This is a genomic window from Prochlorococcus sp. MIT2308 (assembly GCF_059772345.1).
In genome coordinates, this window is the sequence record NZ_CM186283.1 from 1,907,471 (window position 1) to 1,921,059 (window position 13,589).

The 13,589-nt window shown below is 37.5% G+C and carries 16 protein-coding genes; 11 read left to right on the forward strand and 5 right to left on the reverse strand.

From position 1 onward, the window contains the following. The first annotated feature begins 19 nt into the window (after positions 1-19). The 8 genes from AC6EIW_RS10875 to AC6EIW_RS10910 all read left to right on the forward strand — a co-directional run bounded on the left by AC6EIW_RS10875 (position 20) and on the right by AC6EIW_RS10910 (position 7,388). Positions 20-1,432, forward strand: coding sequence for a form I ribulose bisphosphate carboxylase large subunit (locus AC6EIW_RS10875; protein WP_036906976.1), 1,413 nt, complete (start codon positions 20-22; stop codon positions 1,430-1,432). Positions 1,433-1,532: 100 nt separating this feature from the next. Then, positions 1,533-1,874: a ribulose bisphosphate carboxylase small subunit gene (locus AC6EIW_RS10880; protein WP_036906978.1), complete on the forward strand. Its 342-nt coding sequence runs from the start codon at positions 1,533-1,535 to the stop codon at positions 1,872-1,874. Between the two features lie 99 nt (positions 1,875-1,973). Next, positions 1,974-4,361, forward strand: a complete 2,388-nt coding sequence (gene csoS2 / locus AC6EIW_RS10885; protein ID WP_498520608.1) for an alpha-carboxysome scaffolding protein CsoS2 — start codon at positions 1,974-1,976, stop codon at positions 4,359-4,361. A 7-nt stretch (positions 4,362-4,368) separates the two neighbouring features. Further along, positions 4,369-5,928 carry a carboxysome shell carbonic anhydrase gene (locus AC6EIW_RS10890; protein WP_498520609.1) on the forward strand — a complete coding sequence of 520 codons (1,560 nt, stop codon included), beginning with the start codon at positions 4,369-4,371 and terminating at the stop codon, positions 5,926-5,928. Next, positions 5,929-6,204, forward strand: coding sequence for an alpha-carboxysome shell vertex protein CsoS4 (gene csoS4 / locus AC6EIW_RS10895; RefSeq protein ID WP_498520610.1), 276 nt, complete (start codon positions 5,929-5,931; stop codon positions 6,202-6,204). It abuts the gene before it with no gap. Then, the gene (locus tag AC6EIW_RS10900) at positions 6,204-6,455 is read left to right on the forward strand and encodes a carboxysome peptide B (RefSeq protein ID WP_158466232.1); all 252 of its coding nucleotides are present in this window, start codon (positions 6,204-6,206) and stop codon (positions 6,453-6,455) included. Before csoS4 ends, AC6EIW_RS10900 begins: the two co-directional genes overlap by 1 nt. A 45-nt stretch (positions 6,456-6,500) precedes the next feature. Further along, positions 6,501-7,049, forward strand: coding sequence for an alpha-carboxysome major shell protein CsoS1 (csoS1, locus tag AC6EIW_RS10905; protein WP_498520611.1), 549 nt, complete (start codon positions 6,501-6,503; stop codon positions 7,047-7,049). 75 nt (positions 7,050-7,124) lie between these two features. Further along, on the forward strand, positions 7,125-7,388 hold the full coding sequence (locus tag AC6EIW_RS10910) for a 4a-hydroxytetrahydrobiopterin dehydratase (RefSeq protein WP_498521652.1): 264 nt from the start codon (positions 7,125-7,127) through the stop codon (positions 7,386-7,388). On the opposite strand, the gene AC6EIW_RS10915 is transcribed toward AC6EIW_RS10910, so the two are convergent. The 3 genes from AC6EIW_RS10915 to gloB all read right to left on the reverse strand — a co-directional run bounded on the left by AC6EIW_RS10915 (position 7,385) and on the right by gloB (position 8,911). After that, positions 7,385-7,615: a DUF3136 domain-containing protein gene (locus AC6EIW_RS10915; protein ID WP_011294518.1), complete on the reverse strand. Its 231-nt coding sequence runs from the start codon at positions 7,613-7,615 to the stop codon at positions 7,385-7,387. The genes AC6EIW_RS10910 and AC6EIW_RS10915 overlap by 4 nt on opposite strands. 86 nt (positions 7,616-7,701) lie before the next feature. Continuing rightward, positions 7,702-8,112, reverse strand: coding sequence for a RidA family protein (locus AC6EIW_RS10920; protein ID WP_498520612.1), 411 nt, complete (start codon positions 8,110-8,112; stop codon positions 7,702-7,704). Positions 8,113-8,155: 43 nt separating this feature from the next. Next, entirely contained in the window at positions 8,156-8,911 is a 756-nt protein-coding gene (gloB, locus tag AC6EIW_RS10925; protein ID WP_498520613.1) for a hydroxyacylglutathione hydrolase, read from the reverse strand. 50 nt (positions 8,912-8,961) lie between these two features. Between gloB and hisG the strand changes: the two genes are divergently transcribed. Genes hisG through AC6EIW_RS10940 form a run of 3 tightly spaced genes read left to right on the forward strand, consistent with a single transcriptional unit; the run spans position 8,962 to position 11,963 of the window. Next, positions 8,962-9,624 (forward strand): ATP phosphoribosyltransferase, encoded by a 663-nt coding sequence (gene hisG / locus AC6EIW_RS10930; RefSeq protein ID WP_498521653.1) that lies wholly within the window; start codon positions 8,962-8,964, stop codon positions 9,622-9,624. After that, positions 9,611-11,407, forward strand: a complete 1,797-nt coding sequence (locus tag AC6EIW_RS10935; RefSeq protein ID WP_498520614.1) for an ABC transporter ATP-binding protein — start codon at positions 9,611-9,613, stop codon at positions 11,405-11,407. The genes hisG and AC6EIW_RS10935 overlap by 14 nt, the downstream gene beginning before the upstream one ends. A gap of 13 nt (positions 11,408-11,420) precedes the next feature. After that, positions 11,421-11,963, forward strand: a complete 543-nt coding sequence (locus AC6EIW_RS10940) for a GNAT family N-acetyltransferase (RefSeq protein ID WP_498520615.1) — start codon at positions 11,421-11,423, stop codon at positions 11,961-11,963. Between the two features lie 23 nt (positions 11,964-11,986). Here the strand turns inward: AC6EIW_RS10940 and AC6EIW_RS10945 are convergent, their stop codons facing one another. Further along, complete coding sequence (locus tag AC6EIW_RS10945; protein WP_498520616.1) at positions 11,987-12,691, reverse strand: TIGR04283 family arsenosugar biosynthesis glycosyltransferase; 705 nt, start codon at positions 12,689-12,691, stop codon at positions 11,987-11,989. Further along, positions 12,640-13,362 (reverse strand): TIGR04282 family arsenosugar biosynthesis glycosyltransferase, encoded by a 723-nt coding sequence (locus AC6EIW_RS10950; protein WP_498520617.1) that lies wholly within the window; start codon positions 13,360-13,362, stop codon positions 12,640-12,642. The genes AC6EIW_RS10945 and AC6EIW_RS10950 overlap by 52 nt, the downstream gene beginning before the upstream one ends. Positions 13,363-13,589: the final 227 nt, after the last annotated feature.

The window sequence follows — 13,589 nt, forward strand, 5'->3', positions numbered from 1 at the left end:
TAATTAACAGGAGCTATCAATGGCTAAAAAGTATGATGCTGGAGTTAAGGAGTATAGAGATACTTACTTCACTCCTGACTACGTCCCCCTAGATACTGACCTACTAGCATGTTTTAAATGCACAGGTCAGGAAGGTGTACCAAAGGAAGAGGTTGCAGCAGCTGTTGCAGCTGAATCATCCACAGGTACATGGTCAACAGTTTGGTCTGAATTATTAGTAGATCTTGAGTTCTACAAAGGCCGCTGTTACCGCATCGAAGATGTCCCTGGAGACAAGGATGCCTTCTATGCATTTATTGCTTATCCGTTAGATCTTTTTGAAGAAGGATCTATAACTAACGTTTTAACATCACTTGTTGGAAACGTCTTTGGTTTTAAAGCCTTGCGACATCTTCGTCTTGAAGATATCCGCTTCCCAATGGCATTTATCAAAACCTGTGGCGGACCTCCCAGTGGAATCGTGGTTGAACGTGATCGTCTTAATAAGTACGGTCGTCCATTACTTGGTTGTACTATTAAGCCTAAGCTTGGTCTTTCGGGTAAAAACTACGGTCGCGTTGTATACGAATGTCTCAGAGGCGGTCTTGATCTAACTAAAGATGATGAGAATATTAATTCTCAGCCATTCCAGCGTTGGAGAGAGCGTTTTGAGTTTGTGGCTGAAGCAGTAAAGCTAGCCCAGCAGGAAACTGGGGAAGTTAAAGGTCATTACCTTAACTGTACAGCGACTACTCCTGAGGAGATGTATGAGCGTGCTGAGTTTGCAAAAGAACTCGATATGCCCATTATCATGCATGACTACATTACTGGTGGTTTTACCGCTAATACAGGTCTGGCTAACTGGTGTCGTAAGAACGGCATGCTTCTTCATATCCACCGTGCTATGCATGCGGTTATTGACCGTCATCCTCAACACGGTATTCACTTCAGAGTTCTTGCGAAGTGTTTACGCCTATCAGGCGGAGACCAACTCCATACAGGAACAGTTGTTGGAAAACTAGAAGGAGATCGTCAAACAACTCTTGGTTATATCGATAACCTTCGTGAATCCTTTGTCCCTGAAGACCGTTCTCGCGGTAACTTCTTCGATCAAGATTGGGGTTCTATGCCTGGTGTATTTGCCGTAGCATCTGGTGGTATACATGTTTGGCATATGCCAGCATTGCTCGCAATCTTTGGAGATGATTCATGTCTTCAGTTTGGTGGTGGTACTCATGGTCACCCATGGGGATCAGCTGCTGGTGCGGCTGCGAACCGTGTAGCTCTAGAAGCATGTGTTAAAGCACGTAATGCAGGTAGAGAAATCGAAAAAGAAAGTCGCGATATCCTTCTTGAAGCTGCAAAGCATAGCCCTGAGCTAGCAATTGCTCTTGAGACATGGAAGGAGATTAAGTTCGAATTCGATACAGTCGATAAACTCGACGTTCAGTAAAAAGATATAGGGGTGATTTTTAAAAGTCACCTCTAATTTTCTTAAATTCACTAGTCGATAACTCAGTCGACTTTCATTCATTCACTAACCTAAGTTCACCATGCCTTTCCAGAGCACAGTAGGTGACTATCAGACAGTCGCCACCCTGGAAACATTCGGCTTCTTACCGCCGATGACCCAGGACGAAATTTACGATCAAATCGCTTATATCATTGCTCAGGGTTGGAGCCCAGTTATTGAGCATGTTCATCCAAGTGGTTCAATGCAGACCTATTGGTCTTATTGGAAATTACCTTTCTTCGGTGAAAAGGATTTGAATCTTGTAGTAAGTGAGTTAGAAGCTTGTCATAGAGCATATCCTGACCACCATGTTCGTATCGTTGGATATGACGCATACACACAAAGCCAAGGTACTTGCTTTGTAGTTTTCCAAGGCCGCTAGAATTAAGGCTTTGATAAATTTAGCCCTGAAAAGTTTTCGGGGCTAATAATTCCTTAGAGAATTAAAAATTATTTTTTACGATCTCTCCATTGGATTGATATGGCAAAACAAACAAGTAGACAATTAGTTCTTGATCGCCGACAGGCATTAAGTCAAGGTGGTAAAAATGCCTCTATTAAAGGCTCAACACCTAATAGAGTTCGTTCCTCAAGCGATGCGAGGGCCACGAGAACTGATGCGGTTTTTGTTAAGCCTAAAAAAACTTTGACTAATTCAAATAATTCCTCTTCTCAGTTAAGTACTAGTAGTTATCAATCAGGTGCTTCTGGAAGTTCAACAGGTGCAAGGTCATATAAAAGTTCAGTAGCTCAGTCTAGTCGAAAACTTGTTATTGCTAGACGAGAGGCATTATCTCGTAGAGGCAAATCTGCTGATCATACAAAAGATATAACCCGAGTTGATGTTGAGAGAAAAAAGGTTCTAAACGCTCCTTCTTACGAAGCAAAAAAGACTGAACATTGTTGCCCTGAATGTGAGCAAAAAGCTTTAGATGAGACTAGAAATACAATTTCAAAGCCTGAAATCAGTTTGACTTTAAACAAAAGAAAGGCTGATCATCGCTCAACTGTTAAAAGAAAAGCAATTACAAATTCAAGTAGAGCTTATGTGCTGGCTCGAAGAGAAGCATTATCAAAACACGGTAAATCTGCTGGAAAGCAGCCAACTACAGCTGCTTCAGTAGCTCGCCAGGGTAATCCAGATTTGACCACTAAAGAAATAGCTCAACGTGTTAGAGAGCTAAAAAGTAAAACAGGAGCGACTGGAAAAACTCGTACATCAGTAACACGTCCTTGTGGTCCAAATAAGAATGGTGCCAAGCAAAATGCCAATGCACCTGATGCACATTGGAAAGTGGGAATGAGTGAAACTTCTACTGGCCAACTTGTTACCGGAACTCAAGCAAATAGATCTCTAAAAACCACAGGAAATGAAGCAAGTACATGTCGTTCAATAACAGGTACTCAATACTTGGGTTCAGAAGTTATTGATTCTTTCTGCAATGGTTCAAATACTTCTATAAGTCAGCCAGCAAAAGTAGGCGTTACAAGTACTACTCATGGAAATTTAGTTACTGGTAATGAGGTGGGCAGATCAGAGAAAGTTACCGGAGATGAGCCTGGTACTTGTAAGAACCTGACTGGCACTGAATATATTTCAGCTAACCAATCTAATGCCTACTGCGGAGGTGTTAATCCCTCTCCTTCAAAGATTGGTTATAGCCAAACTTTAGAGGGTAAGAAAGTAAGTGGAACTATGACTGGTAGATCCGCTTTGGTTACAGGGAATGAGGCTGGATCAAACAAAGATCTAACTGGTGATCAGTATTTAGGTGCTGATCCACTCCCTTCAGGCAGACCAGCAGAAAAGGTTGGCTCACTAACAACAATTCGTGGAAATGGTGTAACTGGTACTGACGTATCTAGAAGAGAGAATGTTACTGGTAATGAGGCTGGTAGTTGCAAGAACGTGACAGGAGATGAGTATGTGGGTGCTGGACAATTTAATGCATTTTGTGGAAGCAAGCCCGCTCCTGATCCAGCAAAAGTTGGATTGAGTATTACTAATAAAACTCAATCCGTTAGTGGAACTATGACTGGTAGATCACCACTCGTAACAGGAGATGAACCTGGCACTTGTAAAGCGGTAACAGGTACCCCTTATGCAGGATTAGATCAAGCAAATCAATGGTGTGATAATCCCTCGTCATCTGAGATAGTGGCTAGAACTCCTAGGAAACTTGGCACTCCTGCTGCAAGATTGACTGGCCAGCAACCTGGCATAGGCGGCAAGATGACAGGAGCTCATAAGGGAGCTTGTGAACCTTTAACTGGAACTCCTTATGTAGGAGGAGATCAATTAAAAGATAATTGTGGTGTTTTAAATATTCCTGAAGGTTATGCGCATGAAGAAAAACCTGAGAAAGCAGCTGCATGGACAAGTTTCAGCGTGAAATCTCCAGCTAGGCAGGCTCATATTCAAAATGAAATTAATTCGGGTGTGACAGGTACGAGCTATGAAGACAGCTCAAGAATCACTGGTCCATTTGATATGGCTGCAAATAAAGTGACAGGAACTGAACAATTTCGTTTTGATAGAAAACCATCAAATTCTCAGAGGAATAAAGTTGACGAAATAGTTAATGAGGAAGCTAAGCAACGTCCAACTTCTCAAATAACAGGAGAAGGACAATCTGCAGGATTGAACATAACTGGTGATGATTGGGCCAGAGGAGAGCATGTCACGGGAACTGAAGGTGCCTCTGCTAAGCGTAGAAACCCTTCACGTCCAGGACCAATGAGTGCAATGAAAGCATCTGAATTAAAGAGAAACCAAGAGGTTCCTGAACCAGATTTCCTAATCACTGGCTCTAGTGGTAATACAAGGGAAGGTCAACTGGTTACTTTCTCTGGTGGAGCAAGAGGTTAAATAGTCGATGGCCTATCGTAATTTGGCCAAGAAATCTCTTCGTGGGCCTACAGCTCCTATGAAGAGATTTGTCGACCTAGAGAACCAGAGCTTTAATTCTGAACTAATTAAGACTACTAATTCTTTCTCTGATGAAATAAAAATCATTAGCTCTTTTTCCACTGATCATCCATTAACCAATTCTCAAGAAAATCAGAAGTTAAATCAATACGAAAAAAAGGTTAAAGGTCGATTTGACAATATTGTTCCTCTTTTAAAAAGAGTCTCTAGTCTTCAAAATGATTTAAATTTTGTAGAAAGAGCTCAAAATTTATGTCGCTCAGAATTAGGTTATGAACTACCACTCCACATACTTGAAAAGGCGTGGGTTGGAAGTGTTGATATAAGTGCTTTGTTTGCATGGTGTGTGTTTCAATCACACCAATTGACTAGTAATGAATTTTTCAATTCAGATCCAATAGAGGGATCTGAAGATAGTCAATATGCCAAATCTTTTCAATCTTTTCTTTATCAATGTGGCTTTCATCTTTTAGATATAACTCCCTGTGCTGATGGCCGATTAGCTCATGCTATTTCTTACGCTTTACGTATACCTTTTAGCTCTGTTAGGAGGCGTTCTCATGCCGGTGCTCTATTTGATATTGAAAAAACAGTTAATCGTTGGATTAAAACAGAACATAGTAGATATAGAGAGTCAACTCCTAATTCTGCAACTGAGCCAACAAGATATTTAAAATCAGTAATCTATCATTTTAGTTCTGTTGATCCTACGCACCAAGGATGTGCTGCACATGGTAGTAATGATGAGTTGGCGGCATCAGAAGGCTTACAGCGATTATTAGATTTTAGGGAAGCAGTCGAAAATAGTTTTTGCTGTGGTGCATCTGTTGATTTGCTTTTAATTGGTATTGACACAGATACAGATGCGATAAGAGTTCATACTCCTTCAAAAACTAATGAAGTTGATTTGAAATCATGGGTTTGTTCAAATGAAATCTACAAAGAGACTCAATTTCTAAATGCTGAGGATGCTCTTCAAAAAATTCAAGAAAATATCAAAAGTGTTTGTCCTGGAGAAACTGATCCAAATATGGTTATGTTTATCACTAAACTCATTTCAAATAATATTTCTCAAATTGATTATGTAAAAAACTTTCACGATGGAAGTTATAAAGATGCTGGTCATGCGGAGAGATTTATTGGTGTAGGTATTGGTTTTAAAGAAGTTCATTTGAGAAACCTTACTTATTTTGCTCATTTGGAGACTGTTGAGCAAGGAGCTCCTGACTTAGATGTCGGAGTGAAAATTTTTACAGGTCTCAATATCTCTAGGAGCTTACCAATCCCTATTGTCATTCGCTTTGATTACTCAGGTAGTGTCCCTCATGCGAGGAATAGGGCGTTATCTGATTGTCATAGAATTAATGAGGCTATTAAGTCTCGTTATCGAGATTTAATAGATGATGGATCACTTCACACATTTCTTACTATTCGAGATCGAGACAAAAAGGCTCCTGCAGAAGTTGTAGGTTCTTCCCTCGATCCAGTCACTCAGGAGGCTCACTAAATGCTCATTTGTAAAGTTCTCAAACCACTTGTCTCAACCAATCGCATTCCAGGCTTTGAACATAAGCATTTACAGGTTGTATTGGATGGCAGCTCAAAAAAAGTTGCTGTTGATGCTGTTGGATGTAAACCAGATGATTGGGTTATATGTGTAGGAAGTTCTGCCGCTCGCGAAGCTGCTGGAAGTAAGTCTTATCCAAGTGATTTAACTATTGTTGGGATTATTGATCATTGGGATCCAGAGACACAACAACAGATTCCAGGAGGAGAAAAATAATGGAGATCATGCAAGTTATGGGACGGTTGGTATGTACACAGAGAGTGGAAGGTTTAGGACACATGCATTTAAGAATATTGTGTAATAACAAAGGTAAAAGACTTGTGGCTGTTGACCCTGTCGGTGCGCGAGAAGGTAATTGGGTCTTTACTGCAACAGGAACCGCAGCAAGGTGGGGATGCCCAGATCCAAATGTTCAAACTGATTTAACTATTGGTGGGATTATTGATAATTGGTCACCTGATGATTAGTTTGTGCACTTTTCAATAAAGCTTAATTTTATAAATTCCTAAATTATGACTAACTCTTCAAATCGACGACCAAAAAGTGGTAATAAAAGCATTAAACCTAAAGATCAGATTGTTGATATTACTCCCTTGAATTCAAGCACTAAATTAAAAACTACTTCCAACATAAAGCCCTCTTCGACTGAAAAAGTATCTAATACTAAAAGTATTCCTGGAGCTAGAAAGATATTAAATGGCTCTGGAGGTTCTGGTTCAACTAAAACTCCAATTGGAAAAAATAAAGGTTCCAAAAGCAATTCAAAATCAGGGATTGCAATAGGAATGATAGAGACTCGTGGACTTGTACCGGCAATAGAAGCAGCAGATGCAATGACTAAGGCTGCTGAAGTTAATTTGATCGTTAAGGAACTCGTAGGTGGAGGATATGTAACAGTAATGGTTCGTGGTGAAACTGGTGCTGTGAATGCTTCTGTGAGAGCAGGTGCTGATGCATGTGAGCGTGTTGGGGATGGCTTGGTTGCGGCACACATCATTGCCCGTCCACATATCGAAGTTGAGCCGGCTTTGAGAGGGAGTGGTGCTAAAAGAAGAAGTTAAGTAGTTTTTGTTTATAAATTATTTCTTCAATCAATTCAAGATGTAGTAGTTTTTATAAAAGAAATGTTTTTTTTTATGGAAGGGTGGAGGCAAAAGAAAAGACCAGAGTGTCTAGAAAAAAGGTTTGAATTCCAATCTTATGAAAAAAACAGAGATTTTTTAGATGAGCTAGGTGATTTTTGCGAGAAGGTAAATCGCTTCCCTGACATAAGTTTCGGGAAGACTTATGCAAATATCACCATCAGGCCTGTGGAAAATAATGAGAAAGAAGAAATATCAAAAGATGATTTTGATTTCGCAAGTAAAATAGATTTTTTAAATAATCAGCAAAAAAATTAATCTTCTTCTTTTGGTTGTTCTAGGTCTCTTTTGATTAATGCCATTAGATAAGAGGGAGTTTTATATCTCCCTGGCAAACAGCGATTAAGAGTCTCTAGATGGCTCCAGCAAACTGTTCTTTGAATTTGATCAGCGGTACGTCCTTGCTGCAAGAGCCTCCTAAGTGCTTTGCAGTACAAAGGGTATCCTGCTTCTAGTTCGCCAATAGTCAACTTGGCAGTGGACATTGTCTATCGCGAATCATTTATTAATTTAGACAATCATGGGGCCACTTAGCAAAGTGGCAATGTTCTGTTTAGTCACAAAGTTGTTTTTATTTCTTGTTTCCTAGCCAAGCAACGCAATCTATTTCAATTTTTCCTCCCTTTGGAAGATTTGATACTTCCACGCATGCTCTTGCTGGGCTCGTCGCTGCTCCCCCAAAGGTTTCTGCATAAATCGCATTCACTATTGCGAAGTCGTTTAAATCAGTCAAATAAATAGTTGTTCTTACTACATTTGAATTTTTCCCACCAGCAGCTTCAACTACTGCCATTAAATTTTTTAAAACTTGTCTAGTTTCCTCCTCTATGTTCCCATTCCCTAGCATTACTCCAGTTGAAGGGTCTAAAGCAATTTGTCCTGAGCAATACAACCAGTTTTCTACTAACACAGCTTGGTTATAGGGGCCAACTGGTTTAGGTGCGAATTCTGTTTCGATTGGCTCTATATCTGAACTTTTCATAAATGTATAGGCTTGTGTTGAGATTTGATAGTTAAATTAGAATTTAACATTTCCAACTATCCTTGTGCATTCTTAGTTTTGTAAATTCTTCGACATTTTGCGCTCTTAAAAATAAATTTGTTTTTCTTTCTTCTGAGATTGTTGATGGGAGACTAGGTATTCCATTTCGAAGCTTATTCTGAACAAGCTCTAATCTTTCTTTAATAGAAATATTTTTTGAATCTAAAGTTAATGCCCATTTTAAGTTGTTTTCTGTATATTCATGAGCTGAGTATATTTTTGTGAATTCTGGTAAGGAATTAAGTTTATATAAACTTTCAAACATTTGAGACGGCGTTCCTTCTAGAAGGCGACCACAACCACCTCCAAAAATTGTGTCTCCAGGGAATAATATATTATATTTAGCATTTTCTTTGGATACATAAAAGGCAATATGGTTGTTCGTATGACCATGCACTTCAATGACTTGAATTTCACCATCCATTAAATGAAAAATATCATTATCATCTACTGAAAATGTTTGAAAAGGTATTCTTTTAAGTTCTTTTTTTGAAGCAATTACCTTTGCATTCGGCCATCTTTTGATTAGCTTTTGTGATCCACCTATATGGTCATCGTGATGATGCGTTTGAAGGATAGCTTTCAAGGATAGGTTTTTCTCTAAAAGCCATTTTTCTACAGGACTTGAGATGGATGGATCTATTACTACCGCATTGCAATTGTGGACCCATACCCATACGATATTGTCCTGTAAAACAGTAATTGGGTGAATAGTGAATTCGCTTTCTTTCTCTAACATTTTTTATTTAAGTAATGAAATAGTTGGAATCAATTTCAATGGTTTTTGACATGTTTACAGTTGCATTAGCAAAAGGCGCCTTATTGAAAGAATCAGTCTCAATGTTTTTGAACGTTGGACTTGACTTTTCGGCTGTTTTAGAAGATAGCAATCGTCAATTGATGGTCCCGTCAGTTTGTGGACGAGCTAAAGCCCTTTTAGTAAGGAACAGTGATGTCCCTGTTTACGTATCTTATGGACAGGCACAACTGGGAATAGTGGGTTTTGATGTGTTACAAGAGCAGAAATTGCAGGTGTCTAATTTAGTTGATCTTGGTTTTGGAGCTTGCCATATGTCTGTTGCAGTTAAATCGAGTAGTGGTTATTTGAGTGCTACTGACTTGCCACCTAACTGTCGTGTTGCAAGTAAATTTACAAACTGTGCAAAGAGATTTTTTGATCAAATTGATTTGCCTGTTGAATTGGTTCATTTGAGTGGATCGGTTGAACTTGGTCCAATAACAGGTATGGCTGAAGCAATCGTTGATTTGGTCGCAACTGGTCGTACTCTTAGAGATAATGGTCTGATAGAAATTGAAGAACTTTTCAAATCAAGCGCTCGGCTTGTTGGTCATCCTCTATCACTAAGGTTAGATAGAGGTCCACTTCAAGAAATTATTGATTCAATTCAAATCCAATCTCAGATTAATCTCTCTACTGATGGCAAAAAATGATTTTCGAAGAGTTAAGAAACTTGGTAAATATTTAAAAAAGGAAAAAAAACGTTTAATTCTAATACTTTTAATACTATTGCCTGTTGCTTTAGCCGGTGCAATTCAACCTCTCCTTGTAGGGCAAGCTATTTCTGTTTTAAGAGGAGAAGATACGATATCTTTTTTTGATAATTTATCTGGTCAATCATCAATTAGTTTGATAATATTAATTCTATTCATAACAGTATTACTAAGACTTGGATTACAGGGTTTTCAGTCATACAATATACAGGCTGTAGGGCAAAGGCTGACTGCAAGAATTAGAAATGATTTGTTTTCCCATTCCATGTCATTGTCATTGCGTTTTCATGACAAAATGCCTGTTGGTAAATTGCTAACAAGATTAACTAGTGATGTTGATGCATTGTCAGAAGTTTTCGGAAGTGGAGCTGTTGGTGTTTTAGCTGATTTTGTAAGCCTTATAGTTATATCAATAACTATGATTTTAATTGAATGGAGATTGGGTTTGCTTCTTTTAATTATTCAAATACCTGTTACAGCTTTTATTCTTTGGCTACAAAAACGTTATCGAATAGAAAACTATAAAGTTAGAGAAGAACTTTCCCAACTGAATGCAAACTTTCAGGAAAATTTACAAGGCCTAGAAGTTGTTCAGATGTTCAGAAGGCAATCATTAAATGGTCAAAAATTTTCCAAAACAGGTACTAATTATAAAAATGCGGTAAACGGGACTATTTTTTATGACAGCAGTATTTCTGCTTTTATCGAATGGGTCTCATTGGCAGCAGTGGCATTGGTTATTTCTTTGGGTGGTTATATGGTTACGGCAGGAGCTATGGGACTTGGTACTCTAACCACATTTATTCTTTATTCACAAAGATTATTTGAACCTCTGAGACAATTGGCAGAAAGATTTACACAAATCCAGGGTGGGCTAACAGCAGTTGAAAGAATAAGTGAGCTGCTTGAAAAGAAAATAGAGATTTATGATCAAATTGATAAGAAGGTAGAAAATAAAAAGATAATCAATTCAAATGAAACTCGAATTGGAGAAGTTTTATTTGAAAATGTTAGTTTTTTTTACAGAGAAGATGAACCTATAATAAACGATTTAAGTTTCAAAATTAATCCCGGTGAACATGTCGCTCTCGTTGGCCCAACTGGGTCAGGTAAGACCACTTTGATTAGATTATTATGTAGGCTTTATGAACCTCAAAAAGGAAATATATACATTGATGGTCAAAATATTAAAAACATTTCTATACAAGCTCTTAGGAAACAACTTGGAGTAGTGCTTCAAGACACTTTCCTTTTTAGTGGAAACGTTGCAGATAATCTTCGTTTGGATTCTTCAATAGATAATCAGGGCTTGAAAGATATATGCAGTGAATTAGGACTCGATAATTTATTGAGAAAGCTTCCAAATGGATTAGATACATATATCAGGGAAAGAGGAGGGAATCTTTCTTCAGGTGAGAGACAGCTTTTGTCTATTGCAAGAGTTGCAATAAGAGATCCAAAAGTATTAATCATGGATGAAGCTACTGCTTTTATGGATCCGTCAACTGAGGCAACTTTGCAAAGAGATCTTGATAGGTTGTTAGAGAAAAGAACAGCGCTTGTTATTGCACATAGATTAGCAACAATAGAATCATCTGATCGAATCCTTGTAATGAGAAAAGGAAGGCTAGTTGAGCAAGGTAATCATGAAGAGTTGAGGGCTTTGGGTGGACTTTATGCTCAACTATCTGATTTGCAAGAAAAAGGTCTCGCATCTATCTGACTAGTACTAATTTATGATTAATCTAGGGTCAAAAAAACTTGGAATGCCAGGCTGGAGGAATCAAAATGTTCTTTCAGATGAAACCTTAAAAAATATATATGGAAAACAAGCTATTCAATACTTTAATCAAGATAATTCATCCCTCTTCGTTTTTAGTGATTCCAAATCTTTTGACTTAATTGAACTTGAGCAACTTTTACAAGCAGTTGGTTGGGGAAGAAGACCACTTCGAAGAGTGAAACGAGCTCTAGATAATAGCTTGCTTAAGATTGGTCTATGGCAACATGATCCTAAGTTTCCAAGATTAATTGGATTTGCAAGATGCACCGGAGACGGAGTTATTGATGCAACAATATGGGATGTAGCTATTAACCCTGTTTATCAAGGTTATGGATTAGGGAAACAACTTATGTCATATTTAATGAGGAGTTTAAAAAGGGAAGGTGTTACTAGAGTAACTCTATTTGCTGATTCTGATGTGATAAATTTTTATAAAAGACAAGGATGGAATCTAGAACCAAAAGGGAATAAATGTGCCTTTTGGTATTCTAATTAATTGATTAAATCACAGTTGATAAATTATGAATAGTATTCTTTTGATAATTTATCTGTTTCATGGCCTTGGCGCCATTTCTTTCTTAAGCTTGCATTCTTAATAGCACGTTTAATTATATTTGAATTAGACCATCTTATGTCGTCAGTGTATAAATTTAAACCGATACGCTTTACTTTTGCAGTTGTCGTAATTCTAGTTATCAAGTCTAGATCCTCCATTATTTTTAAGGATGAGAACCCTCCTGATCGGTGGTAAAGGTCTTTGTGAATTAGTAAACCTTGGTCACCATAAGGACGTTGTAAAAAATGACTTCTAAGTGCTACAGCGAGTTCTAAAATTCTGTATTCTAATTTATCTTTTTTGACTTTAAAATCAAAATACCATGCAAAATTCTTTGATGTTTTATTTTGCGTTATTTTAAATAAAGTTTCTCCACATCTTTTGTCAAATCTACTATCTGCATGAAGAAATAGAAGCCAATCTCCTTTTGCTTTGGAGGCACCAGTTTTTAATTGGTATCCTCTATTTTTCTTAGGACTATTGATAACACTAACTCCTTGTATTTTTGCAATTGAAATAGTTAAATCTGTACTTCCTCCATCCACTAATAATAAATCAAAATCATCAGGCCATTCATTTAAATCAGCAAAGAGAAGAGGAAGATGATCTGCTTCGTTTAGAGTTGGTATGACGATGCTGAGAGTTGGAAACTGTTGTGATCTAGCCATGGTGATAAATCCAAAATATTGTCAAGATCATTTTTAGTTTGAAGTAATTGATAATTTATTTGATTTAAGGAGGCCAATCGAATTGTCTCTTCAAGCACTTTATCGCTTCCCCATTTTATACCAGAAAACGGCCAGGTGCATAATGGATTTAAGAGTTTGTTTGATAATCCTATAAGCCAGTATCCACCGTCTTTTGAAGGACCTAATACCATTTCTTTTTTATTAAGTATTTGAATAGCTTGAATTAAGTCAAAGTGTGAGATTGATGGTAAATCAGTTCCAATTAATAGGACAGGTTTATGAATCGTTTTGTGAGAAATAGTATTTTCAAATTGAGTCTTTAAAAACTGTCTTTTCATTTTTGTTCCTAGATTGCCAGGCCCTTGAAGCGCAATTTTTTGAATCTTATTTTGGAGCGCCCATTTTTTTGCTGCCTGAATTCCAATTCCATCGATGGCAACTGTTACATCAGCAAGACCATCTTTTTGAATCTCTTTAGCTACTTGAATAGTGTGATTAGTTAGTTTTTCTTGGATCTTTGCAGCATGAAGTGCCCCTATATCCTTAGATAAACGACTTTTACATCTAAAGATAGCGTGCCATCTTGTCATTAAAACTATGGTTGGTTTATTGCTTTTATTGAATCTTGCTGTTTTAACTACCTTATACATAGTTATTGATTTCGGGCTTTTCGATGTTCTTGAACTTTAAGTTACTGTTTATTTCATCTGATTAATTTTTGTTCTTAAAAAATAAACCTATTTGTGTGTTATTTAACTGATCCATGACGTAATTTGCCTTTTTGAATGTGACGATTCAATTTTTACAACTGGATTCCCAGATTTAACAATTTCTGATTGAAGTTCTCGCTAAAATCAAAATCCATTAGGTAATTTCT

Excerpts from the sequence above, each read along its gene's own strand:
- csoS4 (WP_498520610.1), top strand. The coding sequence starts at position 5,929 with ATGCTCATTTGTAAAGTTCTCAAACCACTTGTCTCAACCAATCGCATT.
- AC6EIW_RS10950 (WP_498520617.1), bottom strand. The coding sequence starts at position 13,362 with ATGTATAAGGTAGTTAAAACAGCAAGATTCAATAAAAGCAATAAACCA.
- AC6EIW_RS10880 (WP_036906978.1), top strand. The coding sequence starts at position 1,533 with ATGCCTTTCCAGAGCACAGTAGGTGACTATCAGACAGTCGCCACCCTG.
- AC6EIW_RS10890 (WP_498520609.1), top strand. The coding sequence starts at position 4,369 with ATGGCCTATCGTAATTTGGCCAAGAAATCTCTTCGTGGGCCTACAGCT.
- AC6EIW_RS10910 (WP_498521652.1), top strand. The coding sequence starts at position 7,125 with ATGGAAGGGTGGAGGCAAAAGAAAAGACCAGAGTGTCTAGAAAAAAGG.
- AC6EIW_RS10940 (WP_498520615.1), top strand. The coding sequence starts at position 11,421 with ATGATTAATCTAGGGTCAAAAAAACTTGGAATGCCAGGCTGGAGGAAT.
- AC6EIW_RS10900 (WP_158466232.1), top strand. The coding sequence starts at position 6,204 with ATGGAGATCATGCAAGTTATGGGACGGTTGGTATGTACACAGAGAGTG.
- AC6EIW_RS10945 (WP_498520616.1), bottom strand. The coding sequence starts at position 12,691 with ATGGCTAGATCACAACAGTTTCCAACTCTCAGCATCGTCATACCAACT.
- csoS2 (WP_498520608.1), top strand. The coding sequence starts at position 1,974 with ATGGCAAAACAAACAAGTAGACAATTAGTTCTTGATCGCCGACAGGCA.
- csoS1 (WP_498520611.1), top strand. The coding sequence starts at position 6,501 with ATGACTAACTCTTCAAATCGACGACCAAAAAGTGGTAATAAAAGCATT.
- gloB (WP_498520613.1), bottom strand. The coding sequence starts at position 8,911 with ATGTTAGAGAAAGAAAGCGAATTCACTATTCACCCAATTACTGTTTTA.
- AC6EIW_RS10915 (WP_011294518.1), bottom strand. The coding sequence starts at position 7,615 with ATGTCCACTGCCAAGTTGACTATTGGCGAACTAGAAGCAGGATACCCT.
- AC6EIW_RS10935 (WP_498520614.1), top strand. The coding sequence starts at position 9,611 with ATGGCAAAAAATGATTTTCGAAGAGTTAAGAAACTTGGTAAATATTTA.
- AC6EIW_RS10920 (WP_498520612.1), bottom strand. The coding sequence starts at position 8,112 with ATGAAAAGTTCAGATATAGAGCCAATCGAAACAGAATTCGCACCTAAA.
- hisG (WP_498521653.1), top strand. The coding sequence starts at position 8,962 with ATGTTTACAGTTGCATTAGCAAAAGGCGCCTTATTGAAAGAATCAGTC.
- AC6EIW_RS10875 (WP_036906976.1), top strand. The coding sequence starts at position 20 with ATGGCTAAAAAGTATGATGCTGGAGTTAAGGAGTATAGAGATACTTAC.